Annotated in this window: 18 protein-coding genes and 1 pseudogene; 7 read left to right on the forward strand and 12 right to left on the reverse strand. The window is 65.7% G+C overall.

Annotated elements, in window-relative coordinates:
* Window positions 1-879 precede the first annotated feature (879 nt).
* The 3 genes and pseudogenes from FVE25_RS44570 to FVE25_RS57195 form a co-directional block, all read right to left on the reverse strand.
* On the reverse strand, window positions 880-1,317 hold the full coding sequence (locus FVE25_RS44570; protein WP_157253574.1) for a hypothetical protein: 438 nt from the start codon (window positions 1,315-1,317) through the stop codon (window positions 880-882).
* 214 nt (window positions 1,318-1,531) lie between these two features.
* Window positions 1,532-2,389 (reverse strand): AfsR/SARP family transcriptional regulator, encoded by an 858-nt coding sequence (locus FVE25_RS44575; protein WP_157253575.1) that lies wholly within the window; start codon window positions 2,387-2,389, stop codon window positions 1,532-1,534.
* Between the two features lie 263 nt (window positions 2,390-2,652).
* Window positions 2,653-3,010: pseudogene (locus tag FVE25_RS57195) on the reverse strand (transposase); the annotation flags it as partial.
* 32 nt (window positions 3,011-3,042) lie between these two features.
* Here FVE25_RS57195 and FVE25_RS44585 point away from each other — a divergent pair.
* Both FVE25_RS44585 and FVE25_RS44590 read left to right on the forward strand, forming a co-directional pair.
* Window positions 3,043-3,708: a transposase gene (locus FVE25_RS44585; RefSeq protein WP_157253576.1), complete on the forward strand. Its 666-nt coding sequence runs from the start codon at window positions 3,043-3,045 to the stop codon at window positions 3,706-3,708.
* Between the two features lie 348 nt (window positions 3,709-4,056).
* Complete coding sequence (locus tag FVE25_RS44590) at window positions 4,057-5,151, forward strand: IS110 family RNA-guided transposase (protein ID WP_157253577.1); 1,095 nt, start codon at window positions 4,057-4,059, stop codon at window positions 5,149-5,151.
* Here FVE25_RS44590 and FVE25_RS44595 read toward each other — a convergent pair.
* Entirely contained in the window at window positions 5,108-5,485 is a 378-nt protein-coding gene (locus FVE25_RS44595; RefSeq protein WP_157253578.1) for a transposase, read from the reverse strand. The genes FVE25_RS44590 and FVE25_RS44595 overlap by 44 nt on opposite strands.
* Window positions 5,486-5,668: 183 nt before the next feature.
* On the opposite strand from FVE25_RS44595, the gene FVE25_RS44600 reads away from it, so the two are divergent.
* Both FVE25_RS44600 and FVE25_RS44605 read left to right on the forward strand, forming a co-directional pair.
* Window positions 5,669-6,145, forward strand: a complete 477-nt coding sequence (locus FVE25_RS44600; RefSeq protein WP_157253579.1) for a hypothetical protein — start codon at window positions 5,669-5,671, stop codon at window positions 6,143-6,145.
* Complete coding sequence (locus FVE25_RS44605) at window positions 6,135-7,628, forward strand: hypothetical protein (RefSeq protein ID WP_157253580.1); 1,494 nt, start codon at window positions 6,135-6,137, stop codon at window positions 7,626-7,628. The genes FVE25_RS44600 and FVE25_RS44605 overlap by 11 nt, the downstream gene beginning before the upstream one ends.
* Window positions 7,629-7,986: 358 nt before the next feature.
* Here FVE25_RS44605 and FVE25_RS44610 read toward each other — a convergent pair whose 3' ends face one another.
* From FVE25_RS44610 to FVE25_RS44635, 6 genes are all read right to left on the reverse strand, one after another.
* Window positions 7,987-9,087, reverse strand: a complete 1,101-nt coding sequence (locus tag FVE25_RS44610; RefSeq protein ID WP_157253581.1) for an integrase core domain-containing protein — start codon at window positions 9,085-9,087, stop codon at window positions 7,987-7,989.
* Between the two features lie 6 nt (window positions 9,088-9,093).
* The gene (locus tag FVE25_RS44615; RefSeq protein ID WP_157253582.1) at window positions 9,094-9,738 is read right to left on the reverse strand and encodes an integrase catalytic region; all 645 of its coding nucleotides are present in this window, start codon (window positions 9,736-9,738) and stop codon (window positions 9,094-9,096) included.
* Window positions 9,739-9,849: 111 nt separating this feature from the next.
* The gene (locus FVE25_RS44620) at window positions 9,850-10,701 is read right to left on the reverse strand and encodes a helix-turn-helix domain-containing protein (RefSeq protein WP_157253583.1); all 852 of its coding nucleotides are present in this window, start codon (window positions 10,699-10,701) and stop codon (window positions 9,850-9,852) included.
* Complete coding sequence (locus tag FVE25_RS44625; RefSeq protein WP_157253584.1) at window positions 10,692-11,090, reverse strand: DUF1761 domain-containing protein; 399 nt, start codon at window positions 11,088-11,090, stop codon at window positions 10,692-10,694. Before FVE25_RS44625 ends, FVE25_RS44620 begins: the two co-directional genes overlap by 10 nt.
* 11 nt (window positions 11,091-11,101) lie before the next feature.
* Window positions 11,102-11,341 (reverse strand): hypothetical protein, encoded by a 240-nt coding sequence (locus FVE25_RS44630; RefSeq protein ID WP_157253585.1) that lies wholly within the window; start codon window positions 11,339-11,341, stop codon window positions 11,102-11,104.
* A 225-nt stretch (window positions 11,342-11,566) separates the two neighbouring features.
* Window positions 11,567-12,655 carry an integrase core domain-containing protein gene (locus FVE25_RS44635; RefSeq protein ID WP_157253586.1) on the reverse strand — a complete coding sequence of 363 codons (1,089 nt, stop codon included), beginning with the start codon at window positions 12,653-12,655 and terminating at the stop codon, window positions 11,567-11,569.
* 814 nt (window positions 12,656-13,469) lie between these two features.
* On the opposite strand from FVE25_RS44635, the gene FVE25_RS44640 reads away from it, so the two are divergent.
* Both FVE25_RS44640 and FVE25_RS44645 read left to right on the forward strand, forming a co-directional pair.
* Window positions 13,470-14,033, forward strand: coding sequence for a DUF4365 domain-containing protein (locus FVE25_RS44640; RefSeq protein ID WP_157253587.1), 564 nt, complete (start codon window positions 13,470-13,472; stop codon window positions 14,031-14,033).
* Entirely contained in the window at window positions 14,030-15,136 is a 1,107-nt protein-coding gene (locus tag FVE25_RS44645; RefSeq protein ID WP_157253588.1) for a hypothetical protein, read from the forward strand. The genes FVE25_RS44640 and FVE25_RS44645 overlap by 4 nt, the downstream gene beginning before the upstream one ends.
* 6 nt (window positions 15,137-15,142) lie before the next feature.
* On the opposite strand, the gene FVE25_RS54090 is transcribed toward FVE25_RS44645, so the two are convergent.
* Together FVE25_RS54090 and FVE25_RS54095 are read right to left on the reverse strand one after the other, a co-directional pair.
* Entirely contained in the window at window positions 15,143-15,364 is a 222-nt protein-coding gene (locus tag FVE25_RS54090; protein ID WP_181019913.1) for a hypothetical protein, read from the reverse strand.
* A 39-nt stretch (window positions 15,365-15,403) separates the two neighbouring features.
* Entirely contained in the window at window positions 15,404-15,574 is a 171-nt protein-coding gene (locus tag FVE25_RS54095) for a hypothetical protein (protein WP_181019914.1), read from the reverse strand.
* 122 nt (window positions 15,575-15,696) lie between these two features.
* On the opposite strand from FVE25_RS54095, the gene FVE25_RS44655 reads away from it, so the two are divergent.
* Window positions 15,697-16,385: helix-turn-helix domain-containing protein (locus FVE25_RS44655; protein ID WP_157253589.1), on the forward strand; the 689-nt coding region annotated here is incomplete at its 3' end.

Here is a 16,385-nt window from a genome sequence, read left to right on the forward strand (position 1 = left end):
ATCCGGCCAACGTTTCTGGTCACAGCACTAGCTCAAAAGGTCTGCCACGGCAACGGCGAGAAGATCCGCCAGGCCTACCGTGAAGGACAAGAGGTCCCGTTGACCGAAATAGAGCAGTGGTTCTCCTCTTCTACCTGCGGTTCTACGCACATTGACGCTGAGAACCTATCGGAGCCGGTGATGTGGTCTGCGGGACCGATGGAGATCTGCTGTCATCACGATGGAGACCCGGATGCTGTGGCGGGCCCAGGAGCGGCCGACCTGGTACATGGTGCCAGCGAACGATACTGCCCCGTCGCGGTTGGCGATCCGGGTCACCATCGGGCCGGTGCTGGCCGGGCGGGCCCGCCGTGCGGCCTTGCTCGCCGGCGAAGATCGGCCCGATCCGGTAGGCGAACCCGACCAGCGAGATCTGCCCGCTCTGGTCCACCCACCGGCTCACGCCGGGCGGGCGGGCCCCACATCGCGTGGGTGCCGGGCCGGGCGCGGCCTGCCGGGGCGCCACGGCCACCTGCTGTCCGCCGGCCAGGCGGAAGCGCTCGATCGGTGAGCGTCTTGGGGACACCGCATGCTGTTCGGCCGGGAATGAGTCCGATGCGGGACGCCGCGATAAGGCGGCAACGAGCGCTGTCCCAGGCGCTAGCCGGCAGTCCCGGGGCATCTGACGACGATGAAGTCACCGGGCCTCGGGCAGCCGATGAGGTCCGATCCTGCGAGCTCTGCGCAGCGCATCGCTGTGGTCGGATGGACGCCGAGGGCTCGTGCGAACACCTGCGAAGGGGTGTGGCGGGGTTCGGCCACACCCCATCGGCTATCAGGCGGCAGAGGAGGCGGCGCGACGCGTGTCAACGCATCGGAGGGAGATGGCTGGTGGAAGGTTCAGGCGACGCCCCCGAGCCGGTAGTTGCCGTGGGCGCAACAGAATCTGAAGTCCCGGGTCGTGTCCGATTGGACTACATCGCTGCCGATGTATTCGTGGCCATCGGGCCAGGTGTCGTACTCGATGAGCTCGAGCCTGGATCCGACGGGGACGCACTTGTCGACCTCGACGCGCTGACCTGCGGCCATGGACACGTAGGCTGTGCTCGTCGGCCAGATCTTCACGCCATTCCTCATGAGGAACACCTCGTCGTGGCCGCTCTCGCCGATCGCGATGGCCCGCAAGCCGTCGAGGAACACGTCGTTGCCGCAGGTGAGCGGGGTGGCCTTGTCCTCGGGCAGGCTCTCTCCGGCCGCCGCCGAGGTTCCGGCGAATGCCAGACCCGCGGCCAGCATGGCCACGATCGCGAGCTTGAACAGGTTTCGCCAGGTGTGCATGTCGGTTCCTTTCGGTCGTTGGCTGAGGTCCCGCATGGGTGCGGCGCGTCGTCGGGCGACCGCGTCCTGGTAGGAATTCGCTCTGACGACGGGGACGGTGCTCATGCCCTGTGTGCGGGGATTGTCGGTAGCCCCTGGCAGGGATCCCTCGTGTGCGACCTCCGGTCTACCAAGGCTCGTCTTCATCGCCGCTTCACGGCCGCGTCACCGCTGTTCAGGCCGTCGGCGACCAGACGACGGCCAGGACGGTCCTGCCCGCGCCATCCGTCCCTGACAGCACCAGCACGCCCGCTGGGTCCGATGAGCCGGTACGGCCCGTGGTGGCCGACGCGGGTGGTGGGTCGCCGTGGAGCAGAGCCGCGTGGATGCGGCGTACCTCGGGGGAGGGATCAGTGCCGAGCTCGTCGGCCAGGCGGCGCCTAAGCCGCTCGTAGTGGGTCAGGGCCTCCGCCTGCCGTCCGCACTGGCCGAGTACGACGAGCAGGCGCCCCCACAACGACTCCCGCAGCGGGTGGCGGGGGGCCAGCTCAAGCAGTTCCGCGACCAGCCCGCCGGAACGGCCCTCAGCCAGCCGCAGGTCGATCCGCCTCTCCATGGCGCTCAGGTACAACTCCTGCAAGGGCGGGGTGACGCTCGCGCGCAGCCAGTCGGAGTCGATGTCCTCGAACGGCGTGCCCCGCCACAGGCGGCTCGCCTCCTCAACCAGGGCCGGCTCCGCCGCCGTTCCACGCGAGCGCGCCGCCTCGGCCAGCAGCCGGCGGAACCGCAGGACGTCGACCTGGTCGGGATCGACGTCCAGCCGGTAGCCGTCCGGCATCGTACGGATCGCCCCTCGGCCGACGACACGGCGCAGCCGGGTTACGTACGTCTGCACGCTGCGCCGTACGTTGGCGGGTGGGTGCTCTCCCCACAAGGCCAGCGCCAGGCGCTCGACGGTCACCGGGTGCCCTGCGGACACCGCGAGCACGGCCAGCAACGTCCGCAGACGACTGGTGGTGAGCCGGATCGGCGTCCGGCCCAGCCGTGCCTCCATCGGCCCCATCAGCGCGACGCCGAGACTCCCCCCATCCATACGGCTACTGTCCCCGGTGGCGTCGCTGCGGGCATCGCCCACAGGGCGCTCACCGGTCTACCCCTCACGGGAGAAAGGGGCCCGCCGGGCACTGCCCCGCAGGGGCTACCGCGACGCCATGGGCTACCGCGTCCGGTGTATCGGGCGCATCCGGACGGCGGATCGTCAGTCCGGCGCTGGTCAGCGAGGGAAGCCACGCCTTCGGAGGGGGGACTGTAAAACTAACGGCCCTGTCTCACATTCGGTGGTGACGGAGAGTGCCGCTATCCGAGGAGGATGCGGTGACGAAGGAGGGCGAAGCCGGCTCGTCCGTGCATTTGGCGTGCGATCCGCTTGGTCTTGGTGTTGACGCCCTCGGTAGGGCCGTTGCTGTAGGGAAGGGTGAGCGCGGCGATCACGGCGGCGCGGTCTCGGTCCAGGGCCTCGGGTGATGGCGTGCAGATGAGGCAGTCCGGTTGCGCGGACCTGGGCGATCCAGGTCGAGAGCCTGTCGGCATTGCCTTCGCAAGGTGTCAGCAGCTTGGCGAAGTCCCTGATGGTGACGGCCAGTTCAGTCATCTCGGGGCAGGCGGCGGTGAGCCGGGCCAGGAGATCGTAATGTTCGGTTTTGAGGTTGCCGGGGGCGGCTGCGCAACAAGGCCGAGGACCTGGTGATGGCCGGCGAGGGCCGGTTCACCGACGAACACGCGGTCATGGCCGACCTGCACCTGCACGCCCATGCCCACCTCACCCAACGAATCGATGAGCTGGATGCGCTGATCGCGGCCGCGGCGCCGTATGCCGAGGTGATCAATCGGTTGATGACCATACCGGGCATCGGGAAGCGCAGTGCCGAGGTGATCGTTGCCGAGACCGGCGGCGACATGACCCGCTTCTCCACCGCCGAACAACTGGCCGCCTGGGCCGGGCTGGCCCCGGCCAACCGCGAATCGGCGGGCAAGCGAATGCGGGCCGGGACCCGCCAAGGCAACAAGCACCTCAAAGCGGCCTTGACCGAGGCGGCATGGGCCGCCAGCCGCACCTCGACCCGGATCGGTGCCCGGTTTCGCCGCCTGTCGCGCCGCTTCGGCAAGGCTCATGCCAAGAAAGCCGCCACCGCCGTCGCGCACACCCTGCTGCGCATCGCCTGGGCGATCATGGCCCACGGCGGGGTCCATCGCGAAGACGGCGCCGACTTCTACGACCAGCGTCAGGCTCGTCATGCCGAGCACGTCGCCGCCCGCTCCATCGTCCTCCTGGAACGCCTCGGTTACCGAGTCAGAGTGATCCGGACAGACACCGCTGTTGCCCTCGGCCAGCCGCAGGACCCCACACCCTGACCGACCCCCGACCAGCGGCCGGTCACCTCACTCGCGACCGCGTCGCCGCTCCCGCCTGCCCAGGCACTGCACGCTGCCGCGCCGTGGCTGAGGCCCAAGTTTCGTCACAGACCACCGAACGCTTGAGGACTGTGAGACTGGAGAGGCACCGCCCGACCAGCCAGGGTCTGACCCAGCTTGAGACTGGCCACGTTGTGCCTTGGTGATGACCTGTCGCCCTGGCCCGAGCGGTGCCGCCGGACCAGGTGCGGATGTGTCCCCATAGGGGCCTCGCCATGTGCATCATCACAGTCCTGACCTCCTCGCCCGGCCGATGACCGTCACCTGCCCCTGCCGCCGAGGAGATCCGTGACCAGCTCCGCCGACCACCACACCACCCACGTCGATACGCCAGAGCAGATCGTGCTCGGCGTGGACACCCACAACGACGTGCACGTCGCAGCAGTCATCACCGTCATGGGCGTGCTTCTGGGCACCCAGGCGTTCCCGGCCACCGCCGACGGCTATGCCGCGCTGCTGGAATGGGCACGCGGACACGGCCACCTGCGGCGGGCCGGAGTCGAGGGCACCAGTTCCCGCGGCACCGCCCTCAACCGCTACCTGCGCCGTCACCACCTGAAGGTCCTGGAGATCAACCGGCCCGATCGAGCTCGCCGGCGGCCGCGCGGCAAGAGCGACACCGTCGACGCCGAAAACGCCGCCCGGGCCGTGCTGTCGCAGGAGGCGACCGCCATCGCCAAGACCGGTGACGGCGCCGTGGAAATGATCCGCATGCTCAAGGTCGCCCGGGACTCGGCGGTCAAGGCTCGCACCCAGGCCATCAACCAGCTGCGGGCCGTCCTGGTGCGAGCCGACCCGGGACTGCGCGACGCCCTCGCCGGCCTCGGACCGATCGCGCTCATCCGCAGCTGCGCGGATCTGCCGGAGGCCGAGCACCGCACCATCGATGACGCGGCCCGCACGGTGCTGCGCATGCTCGCCCGCCGCATCCTGGCCCTGACCGAGGAGAGCCGCGCCCACGAGCGCGCACTGGTCGCGATCATCACCGACCGCGCGCCGAAGCTGCTCCAACGGCACGGTATCGGGCCGGACACCGCCGCCGCGCTGCTCATCACCGCCGGAGACAACCCCGACCGACTCGGCAGCGAAGCCGCCTTCGCCGCCCTGTGCGGCGTCAACCCGATCGAGGCGTCTTCAGGCAAGACCGTCCGGCACCGGCTCAACCGCGGTGGCGACCGGCGCAGCAACAGCGCCCTCTACACCATCGTCGTCACCCGACTCGGCCGCGACGCACGCACCCGCGCCTACGCCGAACGTCGCACCAGCGAAGGCAAATCCAAGAAAGAGATCATCCGCTGCCTCAAGCGCTACGTCGCCCGGGAGATCTTCCCGATCATCACTAAAGCGCTCTCACCTGCGGAAATATCATCCGCTGCAGCTTGACAAGCATAGGGGCGTCATCACGCTCGTCCTCCAGTTCCGCGCGTTCCTTGTCCCACGCCGCCATCTCCTGGGCGTGCTGCTCGACCAGCGCGGCCTTCTCCCGCCGCAGCCGGGCCAGTTCCTCTTCGGCCGACTCCTTCAGCGCCTTGCCTCCGCCGTCGCGGCCGGCCCGCCCCGCGGCGAGCCGGTCCATCTGCACCCAGTTATGCAGGGTGTATTCGTTGATCCCAAGAACCCGCGCGACCTGCACGACAGTCTTGCCGGTCTCCTTGACGACCCTCACCACTCCGGCTCGGAACTCCGGATCAAAGCGACGCCTCGTGGTTCCTGCCACGACCAAACCTCTCCCGGTTCGATCTCCACGCTACGAGGGGAAGCTCACAGATACCCTCCTTGTCTCTGCGTGCAAATCCACAGACCGGAGAGTATATTTCGGGCACACCAAAATCACGGCTGCCTTGGTGGCATGCATTGGATGATGCTTTCAAAAAAGTCATCTCAACGGTAAAGTCATGCCATGTATCAGCTTGAACCGCTCGATGGAGAACAGGCCCTTGACGACATTGCGTTCAACCACGAGGTCACCCTTCTTCCATATGCCGAAGAGGGTGCGAGGGGCATCTACTCGCCAGCTGTAGTAGACCTGGTTGGTGCGTTGCGTGATTCGGGTATCGACGCGGCATGCTTCCATGATCGAGATCATCGGACGATTCGCGCACGACTCTTCGGACCTCCCACTGCCGAGATCATCATCGGGCTGACCACTGGTGTCGTATCAGCAGCGGCATGGGCGGGGCTCGTTGCTGCGGTCCGAGCGTTCGTCTCACGTTCAAGCGAGAAGCATCAGCATTTTACGGCGAGACTTGCCGTGCAACGCCAAAAGGCCGATGGTGGATCCGAAACGATCTGGTTCGAATATCAAGGACCCATGAATCATCTGCCCGACGCATTGGCAAAGTTGGCACTGGACCAAGGCGAAGCCGATGTGGGTTGATCTCGGTGTTCGGCAAGCCATCCTTTACGATGAGATGATGAGGTTGGTCGGCCACCCCCTACAGGGTGCGTTTCACTGGCAAGGGCAGGCTGAATGGTCGAATCTTATTCGGGAGTACACGGCAGCTTCGCAGGTAGACTTTCAGGCCATATGCCAGTCGATGTTCGCCTTGTCTCGGCCGGTTCCAGCTATTGATGCAGGTTCTGCAGTGTCCTACCAGTTGCTCTCGACTAACCAAGTCGAAGCCTACACGGACATGGCCTCCGATGGCGAAGCCCGAATCTCGATGTCCCAGGGGCTGTTCTTGGCCCTGGAAGACGTCCTTTCCAGGCTGGTCAGCCTTGAAGGCTTCGCCGATGGCCCTTCGGAGAACGGGAGGGTCAGGGCGGTACCCCTCTCGCGTGAATCGCTTGTGGTTGGAAACGATGAACAGGTCCGGCCTACCCTTCGCTACATGGATTACGACCCGCTCCTTATCGCGGGTGATGTCGATGGGCGTGATACTGCGCTCTCGGGCTTCTTTACCGCTATTCCAGTCTCAGAGGAGCGGGTCCATCTGGCGCAATTGATGCTCAGGATCAGCCTCCTGTGGGTCATGCTGCATGAAGAGTCGCATCACCTCTTGGGTCACCTCCACTGGGTGGATGATCGTCTCGGGATTGCTGGCGACGAGATTCGGATTGACGAAATCGGTCCCCCGGTAACAGGAGTGCCACACCTTATGTCGAAGGTACTCGAATGGCAGGCCGATCGTGACGCCACACGCGGTGTGATTGACGTGGTGATGCGTAACAGCGTTCTGAACGAGCTGCCTCAGCGGTTCCGTAGTGCTCAGTGGTTGTTGAGATTCATTCTCACTGCCATAGGTTGCACTATTGCGATCTTCGATAAGGCCCGCATAATTCACCGTAGCTCGGGGGTGCACCCAAGCCCGCGTACTCGCCTACTCGCAGCCGCGGCTACTCTGCAAGGCTATGTACCTAGTCCCCGACTTGGAGCTGCCGAACTTTCTCTGCCGCCGACTTCGGTCCGAGAGGTCTCAGCCGCGGCTCTCACGGATATCGCCCTCGTCTGTACTGTAGTTCCCGACGAGACTGTGACTGTATACAGCGCCGATGTGCCCGAATTCAGGCCGGATCACCTACTTGAATGGATGCTTGCAACGGATAACGATTTAGTGGCGGCTGACCTCGCGGTCCGTCTGATCGGCTTAGGGGTTCCAGACCTCAAAGAGTTCGGTCGTGAGTTGATTCCAGGAATAGTCGAAAACCTCAATCGTGAGTTGACTTCAGGACCAAGCGAGAAGGAGTTCCGGACAGCAGTGAGGCCGCGCTCCATTGAGGACGCTTACCATGCCTGGGTAGCCGAGCTTCCGGCCTTGGTATCAGCGCACGACGAATACGTCTGGAATCTGCTGGCTCCATACCGGAGGTATCGGGAAGGGACTGATCATGGTAGGCATCGCCCCCCATCTGGGCCGTGATCCTCGTAAGCCTGACTCTGTCGGGGATCTTGGAATTTGCTGTGCGGCAGCGTGGACCGCGTCAAAAGGCACCTGCGGTGCATGAGCTGCAGCAACGCAACGGCCCTGCGCCTGCCGATAATCACGTCCGGCCAGGTCATGGCCTTGCGAAGCCCGGCGTGGCATAGGCGCTCTCCACTCGTCCGTGGAGGAGAACCGGTGCGGCATGATGATCGTCCATGGTTCTTCGCCTGGCCTATCTGACCGTCACGAACGCGTTCGCCGCATTTGCGCCTGCCGAAAATTACGTCCTTGCAGCTCAAGCGGCGGGTGAGTATTCGTGGAGGATTGCGCCTGCCGAAAACCTCGTCCATGCAGTTCAAGCGGCATGTGAGTACTCGTGGAGGACTCCTCCGAGTCGGTCTCTTCGGCGTACGTTCAGGTCGATGATTCGCTCTGGATCGGTGATCGGATCCGGGACGGCGCGCAGCGGAGCCGCCTGGGCCAGGGCTTGGTGGGCCCGGTGCTGGTTGTAGAAGTGTTCGTACTCGCGTAGGGCGTGCCGCAGATGGTGTTCGTTCCAGAGCAGGCAGCGGTCCAGGAGTTCGCGTCGGCAGGACTGCACCCATCGCTCCATGACGGAGTTCATGCGAGGCATGCGGACACCAGTGAGCACCGCGTGGATGCCGGCGTCGGTGAGGATCTCTTCCATGAGGGCCGGGAACTTCCCGTCTCGGTCCCTGATCAGATAGCGCGCCCGGCAGCCCGCGTCCTCCAGATCCATCACGAGATTCTTGATCGTCTGGATGACCCAGGCGGCGGTCGGATGGGCGGTGGTGCCCAGCACGCGCACGCGCCTGGTGGCGTGCGCAATGACGGCAAGAATGTACTGACGCTGCCCGTTCAAGGTGACGGTCTCTATGAAGTCGCAGGCCAGCAGCGCATCGGCCTGGGAACGCAGGAAATCCGCCCACGTCACCGACACCCGCCCGGGAGCCGGATCAATGCCTTCCTGCTTGAGGATTTCCCAGACGGTGGAGGACGCGACCTTGATGCCGATGGTGGCGAGCTCGCCGTGCACTCGCCGGTATCCCCAGGATGGGTTCTCCCGGACCAAACGCAAAATGAGCGCGCGGATGGAGCGGACGGTGGGCGGGCGCCCAGGCCGCTTGGGCCGGCAGGTGCGGGCGTGACGCTGCTTAAGCAGGTCGCGGTGCCAACGAAGGACCGTATCCGGTCGCACGAGGAGCCGCAGTCGGCGCAGGACATCGCGAGGCAGCGACGCCAGGAGTGCAGCGAGGAAGGCTCGATCCTCCACGGCGAACCTCACCCTGGTGTCGGCGCCGAGCTGCCGTTCAAGAACGGTGATCTGGTGGCGGAGATCAAGGATCTCGACATCCTTGTCCCGATCCCCCATCGGCAGCAGCCGCAGCACGGCAAAGGCGTTCGTGACGGTCAGATAGGCCAGACGAAAGAGCACAAGTGATCATTCTGCCGCGACCGGCCCCCTTTCGAGAGCCGAAGCGGGTACACGCCAGACGGAGCCGGGAAAGCCGGATGACCTGCGCGGATGACATGGTCGGCAGGCGCAGTGGAGAAAGTCGCACGCCAGGATGCCGGAGGCTTGAGAGCTGAGGAACTGGCGCCAGGTCGGTGAAGCCCGGCGCGGCGCGGGCCCGAACCCCGCCGCCGCCAGGACCCGGCGGACCGTCCCCTCCCCTACCCGGTATCCAAGACCAAGGAGTTCGCCCTGGATGCGCCGATGCCCCCGCCGCGAGTTCTCCCGCGCCAACCGGACGATCAGAGCACGGAGCTCCTCAGAGATTGGTGGCCGGCCGTGTTTGCCGGGGTAGGTCCACTTCTTCTTGACCAGCCTGCGGTGCCAGGCCAGCAGCGTGCCGGGCGTCACGATGCTATGCCGCCGAAGGCGAGCGGGTAACATCCTCGCCAGCGCGGCCGGCAACGCCCGATCGGCCCAATCCGGCCTGGGCCGGGCGACCTGACGACGCAGCACCGCAACCTCATGCCGCAACACCAAGATCTCCACCTCTTTCGAAGCGCTCCCCCGTGTGAGCAGCACCAGCCAGCCGAACACCCTGACCACCAGCAGATACAGAAGTCGAAACGGCATGAGAGCCAAGCCTAGAAGACCAGGTCAGACCCCCTGCATCAGTTCTGGCACCGGACAGGGCTTATGGCCGACGTCCCCCTGGCGCCGACCTGCTCACGTCCATGCTGGGCCCTACGATCGGGTGAGGATCAGTAGCCCCAGGTCGTCGATCTCGGCTCGGCTCAGTTCTTCCGGTGTCATCCCGGCGAAGGCGCGAAATTCCCGGATCAAGTGGGACTGGTCGTAGTAGCCGCAGATCTGGGCGAGGTTGGTCCATGACACCGATCGGCCCGTACGGATCTGGGAGACCGTCGCCGAGAAGCGGCGGATGCGAGCGTAGGTGTGCGGACTAACCCCGATTTCCCGCTGGAAGAGCCAGGCGAGGTGTTTGCGGCTGTAGCCGAGTTCGGCGGCCAGCCCCGACACCGCGCCTGGTGAACACACAAGCTGATTAGTGGCCCACGCGATCGCAGGATGTGCCGTACGCCCCTCCAACCATCGAGTGAGCAGCCAGTCGGCGAGCAGCCGCAGGCAGCGTGCCGGTTCGGCGGCCTCGCCCAACTGCTCGCGAAGCCGTACGGCCGGCCCGTTCAGCAGCGCCTCCAGCTCAACCACCGTATCGGTCAGCTCACGCTGCGGGATCCCCAGCAGGTGCCAGGCGCCGTGGGGCGCGAGCCGTACGCCCACGATACGGCTGGGCCCCAGCGCGTCGATGTCGAGTGCGCGGTCGTGCTGCGCTGAGAGCCAAGCCGTAGCGTACACCTGCGGTGAGCCACTGACGACCCGCTGAGCGGCGGCGAGGTTGAACATCAGGAAGGAGTGCCCCAGGGGCAGCACTCGTGAGACGAGGCATGCTGAACCGCCCTCGATGTACCACAGCAGGTCGGCGACGTCGCAGAGTGGCGGCAACGGGCGTGCCAGCGTCAGCCGCCAAGCCTGGCCGCCGACCTCGAAGCTGGTGTCGTGGATGACTCTCAGTGCCACAGACCGAGGATCACGCCGTACAACGTGAACTGCAAGGCGTGATAGCCGCCGTTGACCAGGAAGAGCCGGAACGGCCGAGCCTCGAACAGGTAGTTGATCCCATAGCTGGCCGCCACCCACGCCAGGCCGGTCGCCACCCCGGCACCCACTCCGAGGCCAAGGCTCGGATCAGAGCCCAGGAACATTGCGAACACCGCTGCGGCGAGCAGGCTGAGCAGGAATGACGAGCCGAACACCAGGACCGGGGAGCGTTTCGCGAGCGCCTCTTGGTCGAGCCCGGTCAGCGCCATCCACGACTTACCGAACAGTATCGGCGAATACCAGAGCGCGCCGAGCGCAAACGCACTCAGCGCAGCCACCATTACGGCTAGCCAATTGACCTGCGACATGCTGACCAACGTTAGGGCGTCACGCACTCGCCGTATTGGACGGACGTAACCTCCTCCGGGAACGGTGCACCGAAGGAGAGTGCGACCGCGACGGCGATGAGGACTCCGCCACGCCACGAGCCAGGCACCGAGATCGCCTTGTTCATGGTTTCCGGCTTCGGCACGTTGCCGACGCCGCTGAGCTGCTGGTGCTCCGTCATGAGAACCGGGTGCTCGGCCGCCAGTTGGGTGGCCGGCCGCGGTGGAGTCACGCCGACCGGCTCTGGTTCGCGGCGTTGTCTCGACTGATCCAGCTGCCGGTGGGCCGAGGTGCTCCCGGTAACCCCTGCGACGATCTTGCGCTGGCACCGCAACCTCGTAGCGTGGAAGTGGACCTTCACCGACATGCGGCGCCCGGGTCGGTCTGGCACCCGCCGGCCGGTCAAGGCGCTGATGGTGTGCCGCTCGAATATTGGGTTTCGGGGACTGAGCTGCGGTTAAGCGGCGTGGCGGTATTCGCTGATCATGCCTGCGACGACGGGTTTGCGGCGGATGGATCGCAGGTCGTTGAGGTCGGTCACGTCGCGGGCGGGCTGCGTTGCGGTGTTCGGGGGCCGTTGGTGCCGGGACTGGTGCGGCCGATGCCCGTTGTAATGGATCAGGTACTCGTGGAGCACGAGAGCCAGGTGGCGTTCGCTGAGGATCAGGATTCGGTCCAGGAGTTCGCGGCGCAGGGTGCCGATCACCCGCTCGCAGACGGCGTTCATCCTCGGCGTCCACGGCAAGGTGGTGACGGCTCGAAGCCCTTCGGCGTTGAAGACCTCCCTGAATGCGGAGGTGAAGAGCGGGTCCCGATCGTGGATCAAGAACCGCAGCCTGGCGATGCGCTCCCCCAGGTCCATCGCTAGGTTGCGGGCCTGCTGCACCGCCCAGGCCCCGGTCGGGTGCGCGGTCACTCCGGCCAGATGCAGTCGCCGAGTGCCGTGCTCGATGAACACCAGCACATACACGCGCTTGAGCAGCACGGTCTCGACCACCAAGAAGTCACACGCGATGATCGCGTGCGCCTGAGCGGTCAGGAACTGCCGCCAGCTCGGCCCGGCCCGGCGAGGCGCCGGATCGATACCGGCCGCGTGCAGGATCTCCCACACCGTGGAGGCCACGATCGTGTAACCCAGGCGAGCCAACTCGCCCTGGATCCGCCGATGCCCCCAGGTCGGGTTCTCCCGCGCCATCCGAACAATCAGCGCCTTGACCGGCCGACGGGTACAAGGCCGTCCCAGGCGCCGCCTGTCGGTGAAGGTCCACTTGCGCGCTACCAGGTGGCGATGCCAGCGCAAGATTGTCGCCGGAGTGACCGGAAGCACCTCCGACCACCGGCGACGGTGGACCAGCCGCGACAACGCCGTGAGCCAGAGCCGGTCACCGTGGCTCCATCGCGGTCGGCCGCCGAGTTGACGGCGGAGCACCTGGTTCTCATGACGCAGCACCAAAAGCTCAGCCTCCCTGGAGAGATCAGAGCGGATCAGCACCGCCAGCAGGCCGAACAAGCACCGCACCACCCGGTAGACCAGCGACAACAACACCCCGCGATGGTCGCAGCCGCCGCCCCGATCAGGCAGCAGAATCCCAGCTCACAGAACGAAACCGTGTTTCCGAGCGGGACACCATGACGCACCGCATCCCGTGCCGCGTGCTCGTCGCGTGCTCTTCGGCCATTGACACCGCCGGGCACCGGCCGAAATTTTTAGACATTTCAAATGCAATAAGATTCGACAGAGTAGCACAAATTAATACGTTCAAACATGGCCCGACATTGAATCTGTCGTCGATAACTCCGCAGCATCCGTGTCTGAATCTGTCGGCAGCCGCCCTGGCTCAGCCCTTGGCACGTTCCGGACAATCTCCGAATTCCGGTCGCATTGAGGCACCGACACCGATAAGTCAGCGCCGAACCGGGTTGGGTGGACACATGAAGACCGAGAACGTGTAACGCTTCAAAAACTCGCACATAGTGCGTGACCTGCAACGACGCGGCAGCCCGAGGCCGACTGTTGAGCATCCGCTCAATCCAGGTTGAGCGTTCGTTCAGACAAGAGTGACCAATACCAGAGAAACTACAGCTCAACACAGGTGGATGGATTTTTCGGTACCCACAGTCCGCGCCACCACAGTCAGAGACCACCTGGAAGTTAGCTGCGTGAGGCGCGCCGACATAGGCGAAAACGCGCCGCAGCTCTAAGTCAATGAAAGGACGTACTTGACGTCATTGAAGACTCGGGCCAAAGGGAAGGCCGCGATGCCATGACAAGCATCTCTTCGTGTAGGCGTCCCGTGATCTCGCTTGCGAGTACACCCCCAGGGTCCGGCGCTTCCGCAAGTCTTGACACGTGGATACGGTTGAAGAAGATCTCGGCTGGGCGGCGGTCCTGGAGGCAGGTTCTGAACGGCGAGTGGTACTTCGAGCGGCGCAACCACCAGGGGTGGTACGGCGAGTGCTTCGTGCAGGCCCTGGCCGGAGCCGCCGGGCTCCAGATGGGCAAGCCGTATCCGGACGTCACGGGCATCGATTACGACTTCACCTTGACCTGGGAGGTCGATGGGGATTTCCCCTGCCTGAAGGCACAGGTCAAGTCGTGGTCGGCGCCGAAGCTGGTGGACGGATTCTGGAAATACCGGGGCTTAACGGAAAAACAGTTCAATGCGCTCGCCGGGCAGCGGCGTGTTCCCCGCTACCTTTTCGTCGTGATCGTGCCCGAAGATTTGACCACGTTCATCCACGCCGACAAGCACCGGTTGCAGCTCAAGCAGGCGGCCTACTGGATCTCCCTGGCAGATCGGGAGAGAATCGCCGGTGCGCGTGCCGATCGCAAGGTCGAAGTGCTCATCCCCGAGGACAACCTGCTCACGGTGGATCGTCTGCTCGGCCTGCTCGACCCGGGAAGGGTGGTGGAGGCGCTGTGAGCGAGCCCGCGTCCACCGTCAATCCCGAGGAGCTGAGCGGCTATCTCGCCAGTCGCGGCTGGAGACGCGAGGGCACCTGGCGCGGAGCCATCGTATGGGGCCGTGAGAGCGCCGGCCGGGTGCTCATCCCCAGCAGCCTGGAGTATCCGGACGACAGCGAGTTGCTCGATGAGGCGGTTCGCAAGCTGGCCACCTTCGAGGATCGGCCGCAGGAAGAGATTCTGCTCGACATCGCTGAGCCTCTGGTGGATGTGCAGTCCTATCGCCTCCAGCCCGAGACGCCGTCCGGCACGATCCCTCTGCCCTCGGCCATCAAGGCGGTGCACGGCATTCACGACGTTCTGAAGTTCTCGGCCAGGACGGTGGAGGCGGGCCCGCAACTGCTCTTCCGCGACCGGCGCAGTAAGGAGGTCGACGGTTTCCTGCAAGGTGTGCGTCTCGGCACCACTACACCCGGCAGTTACATCTTCCACGCGCGGGTGCCGGTCGCTCCTCCAGGCCCCGATCCGCTCTTCGGCGCGCCGGTCGTCGGGCGCCACGTCCTGACCGTGTTGCACACGGCCCTCCAAGCCGCGCGCGAGGCCGCCGTGCAGGTGGTGGAGCTGGACCGGCCGCCGGGCGTGTTCGACGACTACGTGGAGCAGGGCGTGTCGGCGAACCTGTGCGCGGCGCTGGCCGGCCTGGGCGGCACCGGACGCAGCCAGCCATTCGAGGTGACCTTCTCCTGGGCTCGGGCCGAGCCCATCAGCCTGTCCCCTGCGCCGATCGCCTTCTCGGCTCCGATGGTACGGGCCATCTCCAAGGCGAGCAGCGAGCTGGAAGCTCTGGCGAAGTCGGAGACGGGCACGATCATCGGCAGGGTGGAGACGCTGCGTGGCAGGGTCAGGGGCGAGGCTCCGCGCATCAAGATTCAAGGAGAACTGCGCACGGCGTCGGGTTCCTACCGCAGGGCCGTGTGGGTGGTGGTCGGGGAGGCCGACTATCAGCGGGCCTTCCACGCCCAGATCAACGAACGCACTCTGCGCGTCAGCGGCCGGCTCGTGCCCGACCAGAAGCGCCTGGAGCTGCGCCCGGACGGCGGCTTGGAGGTCCTCCCCCGCTGACGGGCCTCACCCGGCGACCTGCGTAGCAGGGCTGACCGGCTTGATCTTATCGAGGTATTCGCCCATCACGTATGCCGGTCGCACCGCGACCTGAGTGAGCGCGTCCCGCAGCAGCGCGGCGTCCGCCGGGGAGATCTTCAGCAGCGGCCTGCGCAGCTGGATCGACCAGGCCCCGTCACGCTTGTCGGGGAACGCCGCCAGCCGTGGCACGAACGGCACCAGCTCCACGCCCGTCAGGTAGGGGGTGAGGAGGTCGAAGGCGAGGTCTCAGCCCCTGGTGAACTCGCCTTCGGCGATGGTGACCGGCGTTTCGTACGTCCGGACGGCGGAGGTCACGTGCGCCCGGCCGATCACGCGGGTGCGGTCGCGTCCCGGGTTGTGCCAGCAGCCCCGTGTGGTCAGCACGAGCAGCTCGTCGCCGATCTTCAGGCCGTTCACCTAGTGCGGTGACCGCATAGGTTCACCGGCTTGAGGAACGGTGCTGTACTGCTTGCGCTGGCCGTCCTGGGTGCCCTCCACTGTCGTATCGACACTGAAGCGATCGATGGAGGAGGAGCATCATGGCCGAGCCTGTGCGGGCGCGGCGGTTGTCCGACCATGAAGGACAGACGCTGCAGCGGCTGGTCCGGCGAGGCAAACACGATTCGGTCCGGGTACGGCGGGCGTTGATCGTCATGGCGTCATCCAGCGGGACCCCGGTGGCGGCGATCGCCCAGTTGGTCGCGGCCGATGAAGACACCGTGCGTGATGTCATCCACGCCTTCAACGAGCGAGGCCTGGCCGCGCTGGACCCTAACTGGGCGGGAGGCCGTCCCCGCCGCATCACCTCGGGCGATGAGGACTTCATCACCGCGACGGCCACCACCCGGCCCGAGAAGCTGGGCCGGCCCTTCACCCGGTGGAGCATCCGCAAACTGGCCGCCTACCTGGCCGACAACCCGACCCGCAGCGTGGTGATCGGCCGGGAACGGCTGCGGCAGTACTTACGCGAACACAAGATCTCCTTCCAGCGCACCCAAACCTGGAAGGACTCCACCGACCCCCATCGCGAGGCCAAACTGGACCGGATCGAAGAGGTCACCACCCGCTTCCCGAACCGATGCTTCGCCTTCGACCAGTTCGGGCCACTTTCGATCCGACCACACGGCGGCTCGGGCTGGGCGCGCGAAGGAAGACCCGAACGCCGGCCGGCCACCTACCGGCGCGACCAGGGCGTGCGCTACTTCCACGGCTGCTACAGCCTGGGCGA

The organism is Nonomuraea typhae (assembly GCF_009760925.1).
Taxonomy (GTDB): Bacteria; Actinomycetota; Actinomycetes; order Streptosporangiales; family Streptosporangiaceae; genus Nonomuraea; species Nonomuraea typhae.

Bases quoted from the DNA above. Each gene is read 5' to 3' on its own strand.
- FVE25_RS44600 (WP_157253579.1), top strand. From the start codon at position 5,669: ATGTATCAGCTTGAACCGCTCGATGGAGAACAGGCCCTTGACGACATT.
- FVE25_RS44575 (WP_157253575.1), bottom strand. From the start codon at position 2,389: ATGGATGGGGGGAGTCTCGGCGTCGCGCTGATGGGGCCGATGGAGGCA.
- FVE25_RS44605 (WP_157253580.1), top strand. From the start codon at position 6,135: ATGTGGGTTGATCTCGGTGTTCGGCAAGCCATCCTTTACGATGAGATG.
- FVE25_RS44585 (WP_157253576.1), top strand. From the start codon at position 3,043: ATGGCCGGCGAGGGCCGGTTCACCGACGAACACGCGGTCATGGCCGAC.
- FVE25_RS44570 (WP_157253574.1), bottom strand. From the start codon at position 1,317: ATGCACACCTGGCGAAACCTGTTCAAGCTCGCGATCGTGGCCATGCTG.
- FVE25_RS44615 (WP_157253582.1), bottom strand. From the start codon at position 9,738: ATGCCGTTTCGACTTCTGTATCTGCTGGTGGTCAGGGTGTTCGGCTGG.
- FVE25_RS44625 (WP_157253584.1), bottom strand. From the start codon at position 11,090: ATGTCGCAGGTCAATTGGCTAGCCGTAATGGTGGCTGCGCTGAGTGCG.